Source organism: Candidatus Villigracilis vicinus, from assembly GCF_016702885.1.
In the GTDB taxonomy this organism is placed as follows: domain Bacteria; phylum Chloroflexota; class Anaerolineae; order Anaerolineales; family Villigracilaceae; genus Villigracilis; species Villigracilis vicinus.
In genome coordinates this window covers 152,845-167,830 of record NZ_JADJDD010000007.1, presented here as the reverse complement: position 1 = coordinate 167,830, position 14,986 = coordinate 152,845, and the positions used below count along the sequence as shown (strand labels likewise).

The window sequence follows — 14,986 nt, the reverse complement described above, 5'->3', positions numbered from 1 at the left end:
ATGAACTACCAACCTTATATTCCCGGATTTAAACCCGCCGACGCCGGACCCCTCGCACGTTTTTTGCCTGCGCTGGAAGATGGAGTTATCTCAGGATGGCTTTCGCGTCAGACACTAACCGGGAACTGGCTGCTCGACCCATTCGGATTCTCGCCGAAGCTGGCGCTTGAAGCCGCCCGCAGCGGATACCGTGTACTAGTCACAGCGAATAATCCCATCACACGTTTTCTGCTGGAGATATTTGCAAACCCGCCGCCAGAGTCGGAATTCATTGCCGCGCTCGCCGATCTGGGCGCCATCAAAAAAGGGGATGAACGGCTCGAACAACATTTGCAATCCCTTTACCTGACTCAATGTGAAACATGCGAAAAACAGATCCATGCCCAAGCCTTTTTGTGGCGCAAAGGCGAGGATGTACCGTATGCAAAAATCTATGAATGCCCGCACTGCAAAGACTCAGGCGAACGCATCGCTACAGATTCAGATAAAGAGCTCGCCATGCAGATCGCCGGGACAGACACACTGCATCGCACGCGTTTATTCGAACGCGTGGTTTCGCTCAAAGATGAAGACCGCATGTATGCCGAGGAAGCCATCGAGCATTATCTACCGCGTCCGTTATATGTGCTGGGGACGATCCTGAATCGGCTCGATAGTTTAAATCTCTCCGCGACCCGCAAACGTGCATTGACCGCCTTGCTGTTGCTGGCATGTGATGCAGGCAATACCCTTTGGGCGCATCCGGCAGAACGCCCGCGACCAAAACAGTTGAGCACGCCGAGTCAATTCCGCGAAGATAATTTATGGACCATGCTTGAGCGTGGAGTCGGCTTGTTTGCGCAAGCAGGCTCACCCGTTGTGATAGAGGCGTGGCCCAAGAAAATCCCTGAGACGGGCGGCATCTGCATCTATGAGGGTCGCCTCAAAGATCTGGCACATGAAGTCAAACGAGAGATTCCGATTGCGGCAGTGATTGGTTCCGTTCCAAGACCCAATCAGGCGTTCTGGACTCTCTCGGCGTTGTGGGCTGGCTGGCTATGGGGCAGTGAGGCGGTGGAGCCGTATAAAGTTGCGCTGCGCCGCAGACGCTATGATTGGGCATGGAGCGCCACGGCGTTGTTCGCGATGTTCAGCCACCTCGATGAGTTGCTTGCAGATGGTGTGCCTGTCTTTGGTGTGATGCCTGAACCTGAAGCACCATTCATGACTTCGGCATTGACCGCCGCATCGATCACCGGCTTCAAGTTGGAAAGTGTTGCCATACGCACAGAGCATGACCCAGCCCAAGTGACCTGGAAAAGCGGAAAGAAATCTGCACCCACTGAAATGGAAGTTGGAGTCGCAAGAAAAGCGCTGCATGACTATTTATCAGCTCGTGGTGAACCGGTGGGTTATTTACATTTGCATACAGCCGCTTTGATAGCGCTGGCAGAAGTAAATGCCTTGAAAAAAGCGGAAGATGAATTTGATTTTGCCATGCGCAAAACACAAAGTGTGATGGAACAAGCATTGAAAGACAGCCATGAATTCATCCATTATTCAACCGGTGAAGGCATAGATACAGGCATGTGGGGGCTGGCAAAGAGAGATCACGAATCACTATCCGATAAGATCGAAGTTGCCATTGTGACCTATCTGCAAAAGAATCCGCAAGTTATTTTTCTGGAAGTGGAAGAAGAGTTAAATAAACAATTCACCGGGCTGATGACTCCCTCCAAGGGCTTGATCTATGCAGTCTTGAATTCGTACGCCGAAAAAGATGGCGGGAGTTGGGTGTTGCGCAAGGAAGATCTGGCAACTGCCCGGCGTGAAGAAATGAAGACAGTCTTCACGCAGCTTGAGGAGATCGGCAAACGACTTGAGTTTAAAACGACTGTGAAAGAAAAAACGTTGATATGGCTTGAGAATGGCAAACCTGTGCGGAAATTTCATGTATTGGCATCGGCATTGATCCATCGCGCATTGGAAACCGCCGATGAACAGACCGCGATCGTCATCCCTGGCGGGCGCGCAGCACTAGCAGCCTATAAATTGGATCGCGACCCTGATCTAAAAGATCGGCTAAAAAATTACCGGCTGGTGAAATACCGTCTGGTACGTAGCCTGCTCGATCTTCCGATCTTGACGCGTGATTCCTTCAATGAGCAGATCGCCAGCGACCCCGTAGAAAAATCCACGGGACAGATGATGATGTTTTAGGTATAACAATGGACCGTGGACGATAGACCATGATCTTCAAAAGATATCAACTTATGAAAAAAATATTCCCCCTTCTTTTTCTTGTGCTTCTGCTATCTTCCTGTATCTCAGTGGAGACGCAGGAAGTTAATACGCCTGTTCCTTCGAACTTTGTCACAGCAACCCTGCCGCCGACCAAGTCTGGATTTGTGCCATCAACACTTACCCCCACGCCAGAGGTCATCCTCACCCCCACCTTCGCGGTCACCATCGACCCGAACTGCACCGAAAGCGCGGTGCTGCTCCGTGATGTGACGATCCTGGATGGGACATTGGTGAAGCCCGGCGAAAAATTCACCAAGACTTGGGAATTCCTCAACAACGGCTCCTGCCCGTGGATCGGATACACCCTCAAGTTTGCCGCTGGCGACCAGATGGGTGCGCCTCTCTCCGCGCCCGTGGCTGAGACGCTGCTAAAAGAGAAGGTGCAAGTCTCTGTGGAGTTGACCGCCCCAACCACGAACGGTTCCTATACGGGCTACTTCACACTCAATGATACGAATGGCAAAGATGTGCCGATTGGCATTGAAAAGACCTTTTGGGTAAAGATCATCGTAAGCAGCGGAGGCTCCGCACCACAAGCGACAGTTTCAGGCAACGCCCCAACCACCTCTGTGGTGTCAGGTGGGAATTGTAATTATTCGCAAAACGCAGGCTATGTGAATCAGATCGCTTCTGCGATCAATCAGGAACGTGCCAATGCCGGGCTCCCCGCTCTGACGATCAATTCCACACTGACGAATTCTGCCCAAGCTCACGCCGCAGACATGGCTTGCAGCGGGCGCATCAGCCATACGGGTTCAGATGGTTCTTCAGCGTATTCGCGCATCCTCGCATCGGGATACTCGCCTTCCTACTCTGAGGAAATCATCTACGGTGGCGGCGGTCCACAAGCGGCAATGAGCTGGTGGATGAGCGACCAAATTCACCGTGATGCCATTCTCAACCCCAAGTCCACTGAAATGGGAGTGGGATATGCCTACTTCGCCAACGGTTCATATGGCGATTACTTTGCAGTAGATCTGGGAAGCCCGTAAGTTCGCGTAGGGGTGAGGTTACCCCATCCAAGAGACCCTATCCTACAAGTGTGCGCGAGGACCGTGCTGTTACGATTTAAGAATACTCCTCATCACCGGCTGATATTCAGGGAAAACGTCACTCGTTGCAGTGTTGTTCAAGCGCTTTATCAAAACCTCTGAAAGCACGTCGCGATAATCGGTGGTGACCGCCAAGTCGCCGGGACCAATCAATTGACCTTCGCCCAAGCCGGGCCACTGCCCGTGGACTTTGCCGCCGTCCACGTTGCCGCCCAAGACCATCATCATGCTGCCGTGACCGTGGTCGGTGCCGAGGCTGCCGTTCTCGTAAGCGCGCCGCCCAAACTCAGACATGGTGACGGTGGTGAGTTTGTTCATGTGGTCTGCCATATCGGCATGGAAGGCGGCGAGACCTTCGGCGAGGTCTTTCATTAGATTTGGCATGAGTCCAGTCATTGAACCTTGAGTAAAGTGCGTGTCCCAACCGCCAAGGTCAATGGCTGAGACTTCGAGACCGACTTCGGATTTGATGAGCATGGCGGTTTGTTTGAGGGCAAGACCGAATTCGGAATCGGGATAAGCAATTGAAGATTGGTAATTGGCAGGGTCGAGTTTTTGCAGCGTATCCATAATGGACAAAGTATCTTGTCCTAATACATCATCTTGATAGACAAAGTTTAACGCGGCGCGCATTTGCTGCAAGGCGCGTGGATCGCCGCCGAGGTGAAAGTCTGCGATGGAGCGCAGGGCGGAGACAGGGACACTTCCGCTCAAACTACGCTGTGGACGGGTGCCCATGCCGATGGCTCGTAATGGCGATGAGTTGCCGGTGTTCAAGGTGGCGAGGTGACGCCCGATCCAACCCGAGGCGGGACCGCGTTCATCGTCCACGCCGCGCTCCATGAGTTCCATCGCCTTGAAGTGACTGCGCGATTCGTCGGGTGCGCCGCAGGCATGGATGATGGCGAGTTGTTGGCTTTGCCAGGCTTCGAGCAGGGAACTCATATTCGGATGAAAGCCAAAGAAACCATCCAAATCTACAACTCTTTCTTCTTTCTTGCTTCTTGGATCATCCGGTCGTGGAATGTTGAGCGTGGGGCGCAGTGAATAATAATTATCTTCGCCATGCGGCACGACCATGTTGAGCACGTCCGCGGCGCCGCGCAGGAAGACGACTACTAGTGTATCTCCGCGCGGGGCAGTGTTCTTCGGCGCGAAGGACAGGCGCGGCATCCAGGTTTTGGTTGGGATTTGATGAAGTACGGGTAAGGTTTCTAACATAGTTATCTCCATTAAATTTTCCCGTCATGCGGGCCCTCGCCCAAGCAACCACACCTGCAGTGCTTCGTCGGGAGCGCCCCCTCGCAGAGTTATCTCCACTGAAATGCGGGTGACGCGATCAGACTCGCGGCGATGATTTGCAGAGTCTCTTCCTCGGTGGCACCCGCCGAATGGACGGTATCAATCATCCCGTCGCGGGTGAGGCGATCTAACGGCGTGCCTAAAAGCAATGAGGCGAGAGAATCCACATCGGTGTGTAAACTGCCAGTCGAAGCGACATCCAATAAAGAGTTGAGATTGTGAGTCGTGTCGTTGAGTTCGTTGCGAACTAATGCAAAGGCGAATTGCCAGCGCGGCATGAGGCTGCCTTGCCAGGCGTCGCTGCGATCGGGGTAGCCATCGGGCGTGGGCAGGTTGAAATACAACTGACCCATTTGCATGAGCGGGTCGTGCATGGCAATGCCATCGGTTTCGGCGTTGAGCATGCGCAGTGCGGAAAGCACAAAATTAAGCGGACGTTTGTATTTGGGCTGCGCGAAGGCGAGACCATCGAGCAGGATGACGCGCAAGACCGATTTGATATCGCCTTCGGTGTTTAGAAAAGTTTGAGATGCCTTCTCAACAATTTCTTGCGGCGGTTCATCGGCGATGAAGCGACGCGCGAGTTTGGTGCAGATAAATTTCGCAGTGGATGGATGCAAGGCGAGATGCTCGATGACTTGCTCCGCCTCACTCTGACCCGATTCTTGAATCGCGAGACCCAGAACATTTTTCTCGCCGGGTTCGTGTTGATCTTCCTTGAAGACGAAATCGCCCAACCAAAAATGTTCCTTGACCGACCAACCCGTGAGACAACGCGCGAGTTGCATGACGTCGTTTTGAGAATAGCCGCCGTCCACGCCGAGGGTGTGGAGTTCCATCAACTCGCGGGCGTAGTTCTCGTTGGGCGTGCCTTTGACGTTGGCTTGATTGTCGAGATAGGTGAGCATGGCAGGCGAATGCGCGGACGCCCACACAAGGTCGCGGAAGTTGCCGAGGGCATGTTTGCGGATCACGTCGCGGTCGTCGACGGTTTTGAGATAGAAGATGGGTTCTTTCTCGATGAAGATGTTGAAGTGGTCGCTCCAGAAATCCACCATCACTTCGTAGAGTTGACGCTTGCTGTAGAGTTGACGCAAAAAGGTGGCTTGACGCAATTCGTTGATGGGACGTTCGCGGTCATAGCCGTCGAAGAGTTGATTGGTGACGGCTTCGATCTCATTGGCTGCCATGCCCAAGGTTTTGAAGGGTGAAAGTTGCAGGTCTAAGGCGAAGTCGTTGATGGTTTCGAAGTCAAGTTGTTCTTCGATGTAGTTTGCCAAGCCGATCTCTGCGAGTCGGGCGCGTTCATCCACTCTTGCGCCAAAGGTGATGCGATTCAGCGCGGTGAAATCTGCAGCGCTGAGCGGACTCCACGGGACGGCGGGCAAGTCGTTGGTGAGTCGTCGCACGGCGGGAGCGCAGGCGTTGAGAGCGGCGCTGGCGGAGAGGAGTGTGGCGAGCTTGAGGAAGTCTCTTCGAGAAAGGGTCATAGTAACCAGTAATCAGTGAACAGTAGAAAGTGATGCTGATGAAATACGAATTAGAGTTACTTAGCGCTTTGCGGGGAGTGGGCTTGTTTCCTGAAGGTTGAGTCTTCTCACGCGGAGACCAATTGAGCAAGGCAAATCCTGTTGCGCCGAAGGAAATCAGAATGATGGGAATCCACACGAAGAGCCAGCCGATGAGCGGGAAGAAGGCGGCGAGTTCGAGGATGACAGCACCGCGGATGAATCCGTTCAATGGAGTTAGGTTGCTATGTTTGGTGAGTCTCGCGCCGAGGTGAGCGGCGATGCCAGCCGAGCCAATGGTGGAGATGGCGAGCGCCGCGCCAAGCAGAATCCAGCCGATGAATTTGGCGGGTCCGAATGGAAGCGCAAGCAGGATGACGATGGGAATGGTCACGGCAATGACGAGGATGAGTCCCAGCCAGAAGGTGCCCCAGGGAGTCTTGTCCACACGGGTTTGGGCGCGTGCAATCAGGGACGGGAACAACAGCCACCATGCGGTGAGCATGGCAGGGAAGGCGGTTCCGATGATTAAGAGGATGAAGAAGAAGGCGGAAATGTCAGCCATTGGGATATGTCCTTTCAGGTTTGGTTGATGTAAGGGATACAGGGGTGGGGTGGAGAAAGTTGCAGGGAATTATTTCGTCATTGCGAGGAGGGCGACAGCCCGAAGAGCATCCTTTCGCATCCGGTGGTTGAGGAGGGCTGTTCGGGCGCCGAACAAGAGCGCCACCAATGACGAAAGGTAAGTAAATGGGTGGGGTTCGATACGCCTCGCGAAAAACGCGAGGCAACAAGAACACCGGATTGGACTTTAACTTTTTTGGAAGAATCCCAGGATCGTTGCGCCAATTCCGGTGAAGGCGACATAAGGCAATAACAGGAACCAGCCAACGAAGGGCAAGGCGCAGGCGATGCAGAGAATCACGGAGCTCCACAAGTTGCGCTTCCACGTGGACATGTCTGGGAAGAGGCGTTCGGCGAGGTGTTGGACGGTGGCGGTGAGCCCGAGGCTCAGGAGGACGGAGAGAAAGGCGAGTATCAGCAAGGCGGGGATGGTGAGTATCCCTTTGACGAAGGAGCCTGCATTCTCAGCAAGCGAAAGCATGACGAAGGCGATCAAGCCGAAGAAGAAAAAGTTGACCATGCCCAAGCCGAAGGATCGCCCCGGCGTGAGGTTGAGGCTGGTTTGAGTCTTGGCGACGCGGTTGGTGAACAATGCGCCGATGACGAGGAAGTAGGCGGCGAGGGTGACGGTCAGCAAGAGGACGATGAGGGTGAGGCGAAGGATGTCGGTCATGATTTCTCCTTGGATAATGGTAGGGGCGACTCGCGAGTCGCCCCTACGAGCGATTATTTCTCAACAGCAATCCGTTTCCAAAAATCCAAAAGATGGAAACGATGGCGAGGGCAATGAAAAGCGTTGACATTTCGAGGGTTGGAATGTTTGAAGGTTGGAAGGTTGGCATTTGAAATGTAGAAAGTTGGTCAAGCCATGAAGTCCAGAGGGATTGAATTTCGAAGAACCAGGTGGTGAAGGATGGCAGCTCCACTTTGGGGAGCATGATGGAGAAGAATGGGATGGCAACGATGAGCGCAACCAGTGCGGAAGCGGCTTGCAAAGACGCTGTCAACGTGAGCCAACGTGGAAGTTGGGAAGCCAGGCTTGGGCGGGGTCTGAAGCGGGCGGCGATATCGCGAGATAAGGTTGCTTCGGGCAGAGAGTCCAAATCCGCGAACAAGGCTTGGAGGTTGGAGAGTCGCGCCACGCATTCGCCGCATGAGTCGAGATGCGTTTCGATGAAGGCGCGTTCGGTTGAAGCGTTATCCAAATATTCGTTGAGTTGCTCGTTAGTCAGGTGCATGGAGTTTCTCCGCGAGAAGTTTGCGCGCGCGGAAGAGATGGCTCTTCACGTCGCTGAGGGGGATGTTGAGTTCGCTTGCGATCTCGTCGTAGGATAGTTCTTGATAATGCCGCAGTTCGACGACGAGACGATAATGCGGCGGCAGGGACGCGAGCGCGCTGCGGATCTGCTCGCTTCTTTCTCTGACCTCGACCTGTTCGCTGGGACCTTGAGTTTTATCTTCGTCCCGTTCTTCGTCGAGCGGGGCGCTGGGCTTGTGCGACTCGATATGGTTCAGGCACAAGTTGGCGGCGACGCGGCGGATCCACGGGCTGAATTCGCGTTCGAGGTCGAAGGTGTGCAGACGGTCGAGGGCGCGGATGAAGGTCTCCTGGGCGAGGTCTTCGGCATCGGCGCGGTTGTGCAGAATGCGGTAGCAGACGTTGAACACGCTCGTTTGGTGGCGGGCGACGAGGTCGCCGTAGGCTTCAGCGTCGCCGCGACGGGCTCGCAGGATCAGGTCGCGGTCGGTGGGCGCATTCATGGCTAGAGTGTAATACAGGCGGGGCGGGGAAAAAGTTGCAAGGGCGGGGCGGTTGGTGATGGGAAGTGAAAATGCTCAAGACGCTTTCTACTTGTAACCTCAACTGCCAATCCCATTGATATGGGTGCATGGGGAATTTTTCTGTCAAGAATCACACTTGGCAAAAAAGTTGCTTTTGTAATTACGGTGCAAGGTGTTTGCAAACCATCTGCAAAGTTTGCCCCTTGATTCTCCACCTTAAGTACTAGTATAGTAATAGTGTAAGTATTTCAAATCCATTACAAAAGGGAGCAAATGATGAAACAAAAAGTGTTATTTTCAGTTTTGGCTTTGTTGGCATTGTTAGTGGTCAACACAGGAAGTGCCTTGGCAGACGGTACTGTTACGGGGATGAGTGTGTCTCGTAACGGCGGGCTTGCCTTTACTTTCACAGTAACGGGTTACTTATCGCCCAGCCAGCTTAAGGGTGGGTATGTGCAAGAACAAGGTGGAAAATCGTACGATCTCAACTGCGCTCAAAAAGATGAATTCACCGTTGTGTGTCATACCTCGGGGGCGATCCATAATGGGGTGACCGTTGGATTTGGAGGCTCGACCTATTGGGTGGAAGGTGGAGAGATGCCTCAACCTCATGTAGGAGGACAACAACCTGGTCTTTATTGTTACCCCATCTTCGGGAGTAATGATGCCAATAGCCCAACAGATTATGCTCATATCGGTACCCGTTGCGACCCAACGGATGATGTCTGGAGCTTCTTGTACAATGACCCGTACTGGGGAGTAAGCCCATTCATTTATGATTACGATGCCTCCTCTTGGATTGGTATGTGCCCAGGAGGTTACACTGACCACGGAGATGGCTTCTACGGTCCGTGCTAATAAGAATAGCCTGTAAAGCCAATAAAAAATACCAGCACCGTTACGGTGCTGGTATTTTTTATTGCAGCTATTACTTCCCCCACCTCGGCTGCCAATCCGAAATGGGACTATTCGTCAGGCGCGTCAATCCTGTCCCATCGGGGTGGATGATGTAGAGTTCGTTATTGCCATCGCGAAATGACGTGAAGACGATCCAGTTGCCGTCGGGAGACCAGGAGGGACCGAGGTTGTCGCCTCCGTCGGTGAGCTTGACCAAGCCAGTGCCGTCCACGTTGATGACGTAGATATTGCGGTCGCCTTTGGGTCCACGATAGAAGGCGAGTCTCGTGCCATCGGGTGACCAGGTGTTGCGTCCGCCCATGTTGTTGAGGTCGGTGACTTGGCGAATGTTGGTGCCATCAGAATTCATCACAAATAATTGGCGTGCGCCTGCTCGTGAGGAAGCAAAGGAGATCATCGAACCATCGGGCGACCAAGATGGGTCGATATCATCTTTATTGGTGAGGGCGTGGTCATTGGAACCATCGGGTTTCATCAGCCAGAGTCCATTGCCGTTGTTGGTGAAGATAACCCATTCCCCATTGGGGGAAAGTTCGGGGGCGTAAAGGGAACCGATTCCGTTTGTTAGTTTTTGCAGGTTGTTCCCGTCGATGCCAATGGAGTAAATCTCAAAGTTGCCGCTCTTGCTTGAAGAGAAGAAAACTGTGCCACCATCAGGCGAAACGGACGGGTAGAATGCAGTGGCATTGAAATTGGTGAGTTGGATTCGTCCGCTGCCGTCGGCGTTGAGCAGGCAGATCTGGTCAATCTGTTTTACGTAGCAGGCAAAGGCGATCTTTCCGCTGGGCGGTGGAGTGTCGTTGAAGGAAGGATTCGGCGTTGGAATAAATTCGATGGTGGGAATCAGGTTGGGGGTAGAAAGAGGCGCGGCAGAGTCAGTAGGGAGGAGTCCGCTTTCGGCGGTGGGAGAGCTGATGAGAGGCAGATCCAGAATCGGTGTGGGTGTTCTCACAGGTTCGTTTGCAACGACAATGATTGCATAACCGATCAGCAGGCACAACCCCAAAAAGCCAACGGCTAAACCAATAAGAAGAGACGATTCGATAATAGATAATTTACGCATGAATGCTGTGCATATAAAGTTGTAGGTCACGCTTGCAGCGTGACCTACATTTTTTATTTCAGGATGATCTTGTTCCAATCCATCAGCGGTTTGAGATTTTCAACCGGAGCTTTGCCTTCGGGCACATAACCAACGAAGGAGCGATTGTAGTTATCTTCGCTGCCGTCGTCGAGATTCCAACGCAGGGTGTTGCGGAAAACGCCCAGGCAGGAGGTGCCGCGGAAGTCATCGGGCAGGGATGTTTCAAAGGTGTAGACGTAGGTGCCATCGGCGGTGTCAACAACTTCGATGACTGTGGCTTCATGGATCCAGCGCAGCCATTGAGCCTGTGTGGATTTCTTTTTCTCCGCATCGATGGTGGTGCGGGTGCGGGTGAAGCCGCCGCCTTTATATTCCCACGGTACAGCGGGCGCAGACGCGTTCTTCGCCGCTTTGGGTTGGGCGCGCTTGCCCAGGTATTCCGCAGGAACCAGACCAACCCCATTAGCATCTTCGGTGGGTTTGGGGATCTGCCACACGCTTGGCTCGGTGTTGACATAACGCAGCCAGAAGATGCTCGCACCTTGGGTGTAAGGCTTTGCATCCGTTGGTTTGATAAAGTATGCGCCGGGCACTTTTTCGGCAGCGGCTTTCACATAACGGGCAGCGTTATCCGTCAGACCGCCGGGCGGCAGATGTCCGCGAATATGTTGAGCATGTTCTGCAGTCTCATTACAGACCGCACGGGTAACAATGACCTCTTGGGTACGTCCGTGTTCAGGGCGCCACATGCCGGTGTTATCTGATGCCCATTTGCTAAAGATCGGGTAAAGGGTGGTATCAGCAAAGCGGATCTTATCTTCATCGGGGGTGAAAGTTTCCCACCCGGCAGCGGTGACATGTTTGACTCGCAGTGATGTGAGCATGACGATCATTTTCCACGCCCAGGCTGGAAGCTGACCCTTCATCGCCTCCAACTTGACGAGAGCCTGATCGGTCGTCATGGACATGAACTCGTATTTGGCTTCTTCTTCCACCAAACCGGCAAGACCGGCACGCTTGGTCTTCGGTCCGTTGGCTTTGACACCCTGCATGTGCAGAGCGACTTTATCCTTCCAGGTTTTATCAGCGGCTTTGGCAAGAGCAGGCTTGTTTGCGTCTGCACCTTCATATTGGGCGACCTTCTCGGCACACTTCGCGGCTACATCCGCATCACTGAGTGCGGCTTGTGCCTTTCTCACCTCGTCCACACGCAGGCGCACCAACAGGTCTTTGGGATCTGCCCACGAACCATGCGCAGATTTATAACGCATGCCCGAAAAATGGATCACCATGTATTGCAGCCATGTGGGGAAGCGTTTAGGCTCCTTCTCAAAGCGCGCACGGATATCCGTCAGTAATTGGTATTGATCCTTGCTTTCAAGCGACTTGGCGAACTGTTCCACCTTCAAACGCACAATGTCTTTTACGGTGACGGGCACCTTCGGGTCATAATGGACAAGAAATTCCTCTTCAGATGTCTTGTAATTCGGGTCTGCCTTGGTAAGTTTGTACCATTCCAGTTTGGGCGTTTCGACCTTGTTGTAGGTTTCATCGAACTGGCGCAGTTTCTCCATCTCTTCCAACACCATTGGTAAAGCGGCTTCGTTCTTTAGCTTGAACTCCGTTTCCACCTTGGTGCGGTTGGGGTGCTCCGCCGCCATTCCATCAAGCTGACGCTGTAAATAGCGGATGCGGTCACGCAGGAAGCCAAGCTGGGTCTTGAACGACTCGATACGGCTCTGAATGAAGGTGCGCTCGCCGCGGATATCCTTGGGCCAGGAGGAAGCGAAGAGGTCATGGTTCTTTTGGATGAGAGCCATTGCCTCTTCTTCGATCGGCTTGTACTTAACAAAGTAGCCTTTCACTTCTTTGGTCATGAAATAATTCTTAAGCGTAGAGTACCTTTTAAAGTCAGCGGTGCGGGCATCATCCATTCCCTTTTCATATTCGGCAACATCGGCTGCCAGAGTGGAAATGTCCTTACTCTTGTATTCCGCCCAAAGATCAGCCTCCTTGAAAAAGATCAGGAAGTCACGCAGTTTTTGCAGACGCATGGGGTAAATATCTTTAAGTAGTATCTCGTTTTGCCATTGAAAGTTAGGTGCACTTGCCATAATGGTCTCCTTAAAAGATAAACGTGATCGAAAGATTTTCTAATTCCATTCAGTCCACTCCAGCCAGACGGGCAAAAACCGGCAGCGGATCTCTAAAATAATAACCTAAATTGGTCTCTCGAAACAACTCCACGGCGGGTTTGTTTCGTAGTTTTCTTTTAATGGCAGAAAGTGCGCTTGCATAACGGATATCCGCATATTCTGGCAAGGGAAAGGTTTCTCCCAGCCCTGCTTGTATGGCAAGCTGCGCAAAGTTCACACCGGCATGCAAAGAACCTTCCAAACTGCCCCAAAATCGAGGGTTCACCTCAATGACCACAATACGCCCGTCTCCGTCTTGTCTGCGCAGGTCTACATGAGCCACACCATTCCAACCAAGTGCCGCCATAAGCTCGCTGGTCACCTGTAGAACCTCAGGATGATGGAGGAATTCAATCGCATCCGGAGCCTGAAAAGACTCGAGAGCACTTGCATACAAACCCTTCTGTATCGTATATGCCAGAATACGCCCATCTTTGCAGAGCACACTGCAATCAATATCCCCACCATCGACGTATTGTTGAATAATGTAATGTTCAAAAAAAAGCGGTTCCTCCCCGATCTTTTCCAATAGCGCGGCACGTTCCGTGAATTTCTCGATCCCCGTCCCACCGCCTGCCAGCCGCGGCTTGATCAAGACCGGAAACCCTAAACTTGAACCTTCCTTTTCGAACTGTTCCCGGCTGGTAATTGTGTAAGGATGAGGCAGATGATGATCCAAAAGAAAATCAGCCAACAAGCCTTTATCCCATACAGTGCGGAACGTGTGCGTAGACTCGATCATCGAAAGTTTTGCCAGTGTTTCCGCTTGTTCACGGCACTGTGCAAAATAATAGATGCTGTTGGTGTCCACTGGCATGCAAAGATCAATGGCACGTTTTTTTCGAACATCCGCAACCCCTTCCAATAGACTCTGACCCTGCTTAAGCAAATGGAAAGAGTGTTTCATCCCGGAAAACCGGGCGAGTGGAAAGGCTTTTGTAGAGATAAGATGAACGCTCAGGGATCGATTCCGCGCGAGGCAGGCAAGCACATGCAAAGCAAAGGGGCTTTCTCCATCCGGGATCAAGATAGAAAGTCTTGGCATGGCTGTCTGTGTCGGGAACCTAAGTCCATTTTATCGCTTGTCTCAAAATTAAGTGTACTCTTTCAGGGGTTCTACAAAAAGCAAAATGATAAAATCGCCGGGTGTAGAACAGGAGAACGAATGGACAAAATATTCATCAAAGATCTGCTTGTGCGAGGCATTATTGGTATCCGCGACTGGGAGCGTGACGTGGAGCAGGATATTCTCATCAACGTGACGGTCTATACCGACACTCTCCGTGCAGCAGAATCGGACGATATCATAGACTGCGTAGATTACAGTGCGCTGGCAACAAAGGTGCAGACTCATGCCAAAACAGCAAAACGCCTGACAGTGGAAGCGCTGGCAAACGACCTGGCAAAGATCTGCCTTGAGGTGCCGTTGGTGAAAAAAGCGGTTGTGCGCGTGGAAAAGCCCGGCGCAGTGCGTTTTGCCAAATCTGTTGGCGTGGAAGTGGAACGCAAACGCGACGAGTAGGCAATGGTCCGGTTAGATCCGCAAAGGTTCTGCACCGCGATTAAGATGATCTAAAAATTCCTGGCGGGTGTTGATACTCTTGCGAAAGGTGCCCAGCATGGACGAGGTTGTCATGCGGGCATCGTGTTTTTTAACGCCGCGCATCATGGCACACAAATGCAGCCCCTCCACCACCACCCCCACGCCTTGCGGCTTGAGCAGGTCATTAATGAAATCCGCGATCTGGCGGGTCATGCGTTCCTGCACTTGCAGGCGGCGGGCGAACATATCCACTACCCGGGGGATCTTGGAAAGACCGATCACACGTTTATTGGGAATGTAGGCAACATGGGCACGCCCCATGAACGGCAGCATATGATGTTCACACAAACTAAAATATTCAATATCCCGCACGATCACCATATCGTCATAGCCCACATTGAAGATCGCCCCGTTGACAAGTTTTTCCACATCTGTACGGTATCCGCTTAGCAATTCGGGATACATACGCGCCACCCGCTTGGGCGTATTTTGCAGCCCCTCGCGGTCTGGGTTTTCGCCAAAAGCTTCCAGCATCGCTCGGATGGATGCTTCAATGGCGTGCGTATCAATCTCTTCGTTAAAAGTTGGGCGCTCGTCAAAATCTTCGTAGGTTTCCGGGTCTATCATTGGGGGCTCCAGTAAACAAGTTGGGGTTTTCCGATTGTATCTGATTTGCGAGTACGGTGCATGGGTGG

At 52.6% G+C, this 14,986-nt stretch carries 14 protein-coding genes; 4 read left to right on the top strand and 10 right to left on the bottom strand.

What is annotated here, in order from left to right:
* Nucleotides 1-2,199, top strand: a complete 2,199-nt coding sequence (locus tag IPG80_RS07885; RefSeq protein WP_345104844.1) for a hypothetical protein — start codon at nucleotides 1-3, stop codon at nucleotides 2,197-2,199.
* Nucleotides 2,200-2,252: 53 nt separating this feature from the next.
* Nucleotides 2,253-3,275 (top strand): CAP domain-containing protein, encoded by a 1,023-nt coding sequence (locus IPG80_RS07880; protein WP_345104841.1) that lies wholly within the window; start codon nucleotides 2,253-2,255, stop codon nucleotides 3,273-3,275.
* 69 nt (nucleotides 3,276-3,344) lie between these two features.
* Here the strand turns inward: IPG80_RS07880 and IPG80_RS07875 are convergent, their stop codons facing one another.
* The 6 genes from IPG80_RS07875 to IPG80_RS07850 form a co-directional block, all read right to left on the bottom strand.
* The gene (locus IPG80_RS07875; RefSeq protein ID WP_345104838.1) at nucleotides 3,345-4,556 is read right to left on the bottom strand and encodes a DUF1501 domain-containing protein; all 1,212 of its coding nucleotides are present in this window, start codon (nucleotides 4,554-4,556) and stop codon (nucleotides 3,345-3,347) included.
* An 89-nt stretch (nucleotides 4,557-4,645) separates the two neighbouring features.
* Nucleotides 4,646-5,950, bottom strand: coding sequence for a DUF1800 domain-containing protein (locus IPG80_RS07870; RefSeq protein WP_345105026.1), 1,305 nt, complete (start codon nucleotides 5,948-5,950; stop codon nucleotides 4,646-4,648).
* Nucleotides 5,943-6,710 (bottom strand): hypothetical protein, encoded by a 768-nt coding sequence (locus IPG80_RS07865; protein WP_345104835.1) that lies wholly within the window; start codon nucleotides 6,708-6,710, stop codon nucleotides 5,943-5,945. Before IPG80_RS07865 ends, IPG80_RS07870 begins: the two co-directional genes overlap by 8 nt.
* Nucleotides 6,711-6,956: 246 nt before the next feature.
* The gene (locus tag IPG80_RS07860) at nucleotides 6,957-7,442 is read right to left on the bottom strand and encodes a hypothetical protein (protein WP_345104833.1); all 486 of its coding nucleotides are present in this window, start codon (nucleotides 7,440-7,442) and stop codon (nucleotides 6,957-6,959) included.
* Between the two features lie 43 nt (nucleotides 7,443-7,485).
* The gene (locus IPG80_RS07855) at nucleotides 7,486-8,007 is read right to left on the bottom strand and encodes a zf-HC2 domain-containing protein (RefSeq protein WP_345104830.1); all 522 of its coding nucleotides are present in this window, start codon (nucleotides 8,005-8,007) and stop codon (nucleotides 7,486-7,488) included.
* Entirely contained in the window at nucleotides 7,994-8,530 is a 537-nt protein-coding gene (locus IPG80_RS07850; RefSeq protein WP_345104828.1) for a sigma-70 family RNA polymerase sigma factor, read from the bottom strand. Before IPG80_RS07850 ends, IPG80_RS07855 begins: the two co-directional genes overlap by 14 nt.
* Nucleotides 8,531-8,824: 294 nt before the next feature.
* On the opposite strand from IPG80_RS07850, the gene IPG80_RS07845 reads away from it, so the two are divergent.
* A complete protein-coding gene (locus IPG80_RS07845; protein ID WP_345104825.1) occupies nucleotides 8,825-9,409 on the top strand; it encodes a hypothetical protein in 585 nt (194 codons plus the stop codon).
* A gap of 70 nt (nucleotides 9,410-9,479) precedes the next feature.
* Here IPG80_RS07845 and IPG80_RS07840 read toward each other — a convergent pair whose 3' ends face one another.
* Genes IPG80_RS07840 through IPG80_RS07830 form a run of 3 tightly spaced genes read right to left on the bottom strand, consistent with a single transcriptional unit; the run spans nucleotide 9,480 to nucleotide 13,793 of the window.
* Nucleotides 9,480-10,532, bottom strand: coding sequence for a DUF5050 domain-containing protein (locus IPG80_RS07840; protein WP_345104822.1), 1,053 nt, complete (start codon nucleotides 10,530-10,532; stop codon nucleotides 9,480-9,482).
* A gap of 53 nt (nucleotides 10,533-10,585) precedes the next feature.
* Nucleotides 10,586-12,667, bottom strand: a complete 2,082-nt coding sequence (locus tag IPG80_RS07835) for a hypothetical protein (protein WP_345104819.1) — start codon at nucleotides 12,665-12,667, stop codon at nucleotides 10,586-10,588.
* A 49-nt stretch (nucleotides 12,668-12,716) separates the two neighbouring features.
* Entirely contained in the window at nucleotides 12,717-13,793 is a 1,077-nt protein-coding gene (locus tag IPG80_RS07830) for an ATP-grasp domain-containing protein (protein WP_345104816.1), read from the bottom strand.
* Nucleotides 13,794-13,913: 120 nt separating this feature from the next.
* Here IPG80_RS07830 and IPG80_RS07825 point away from each other — a divergent pair, with 120 nt between their 5' ends.
* Nucleotides 13,914-14,270 (top strand): dihydroneopterin aldolase, encoded by a 357-nt coding sequence (locus IPG80_RS07825; RefSeq protein ID WP_345104814.1) that lies wholly within the window; start codon nucleotides 13,914-13,916, stop codon nucleotides 14,268-14,270.
* A gap of 12 nt (nucleotides 14,271-14,282) precedes the next feature.
* On the opposite strand, the gene folE is transcribed toward IPG80_RS07825, so the two are convergent.
* A complete protein-coding gene (gene folE, locus IPG80_RS07820) occupies nucleotides 14,283-14,918 on the bottom strand; it encodes a GTP cyclohydrolase I FolE (RefSeq protein ID WP_345104812.1) in 636 nt (211 codons plus the stop codon).
* Nucleotides 14,919-14,986: the final 68 nt, after the last annotated feature.

Excerpts from the sequence above, each read along its gene's own strand:
- IPG80_RS07885 (WP_345104844.1), top strand. The coding sequence starts at position 1 with ATGAACTACCAACCTTATATTCCCGGATTTAAACCCGCCGACGCCGGA.
- IPG80_RS07880 (WP_345104841.1), top strand. The coding sequence starts at position 2,253 with ATGAAAAAAATATTCCCCCTTCTTTTTCTTGTGCTTCTGCTATCTTCC.
- IPG80_RS07875 (WP_345104838.1), bottom strand. The coding sequence starts at position 4,556 with ATGTTAGAAACCTTACCCGTACTTCATCAAATCCCAACCAAAACCTGG.
- IPG80_RS07865 (WP_345104835.1), bottom strand. The coding sequence starts at position 6,710 with ATGGCTGACATTTCCGCCTTCTTCTTCATCCTCTTAATCATCGGAACC.
- IPG80_RS07860 (WP_345104833.1), bottom strand. The coding sequence starts at position 7,442 with ATGACCGACATCCTTCGCCTCACCCTCATCGTCCTCTTGCTGACCGTC.
- IPG80_RS07855 (WP_345104830.1), bottom strand. The coding sequence starts at position 8,007 with ATGCACCTGACTAACGAGCAACTCAACGAATATTTGGATAACGCTTCA.
- IPG80_RS07850 (WP_345104828.1), bottom strand. The coding sequence starts at position 8,530 with ATGAATGCGCCCACCGACCGCGACCTGATCCTGCGAGCCCGTCGCGGC.
- IPG80_RS07845 (WP_345104825.1), top strand. The coding sequence starts at position 8,825 with ATGATGAAACAAAAAGTGTTATTTTCAGTTTTGGCTTTGTTGGCATTG.
- IPG80_RS07840 (WP_345104822.1), bottom strand. The coding sequence starts at position 10,532 with ATGCGTAAATTATCTATTATCGAATCGTCTCTTCTTATTGGTTTAGCC.
- IPG80_RS07835 (WP_345104819.1), bottom strand. The coding sequence starts at position 12,667 with ATGGCAAGTGCACCTAACTTTCAATGGCAAAACGAGATACTACTTAAA.
- IPG80_RS07830 (WP_345104816.1), bottom strand. The coding sequence starts at position 13,793 with ATGCCAAGACTTTCTATCTTGATCCCGGATGGAGAAAGCCCCTTTGCT.
- IPG80_RS07825 (WP_345104814.1), top strand. The coding sequence starts at position 13,914 with ATGGACAAAATATTCATCAAAGATCTGCTTGTGCGAGGCATTATTGGT.
- folE (WP_345104812.1), bottom strand. The coding sequence starts at position 14,918 with ATGATAGACCCGGAAACCTACGAAGATTTTGACGAGCGCCCAACTTTT.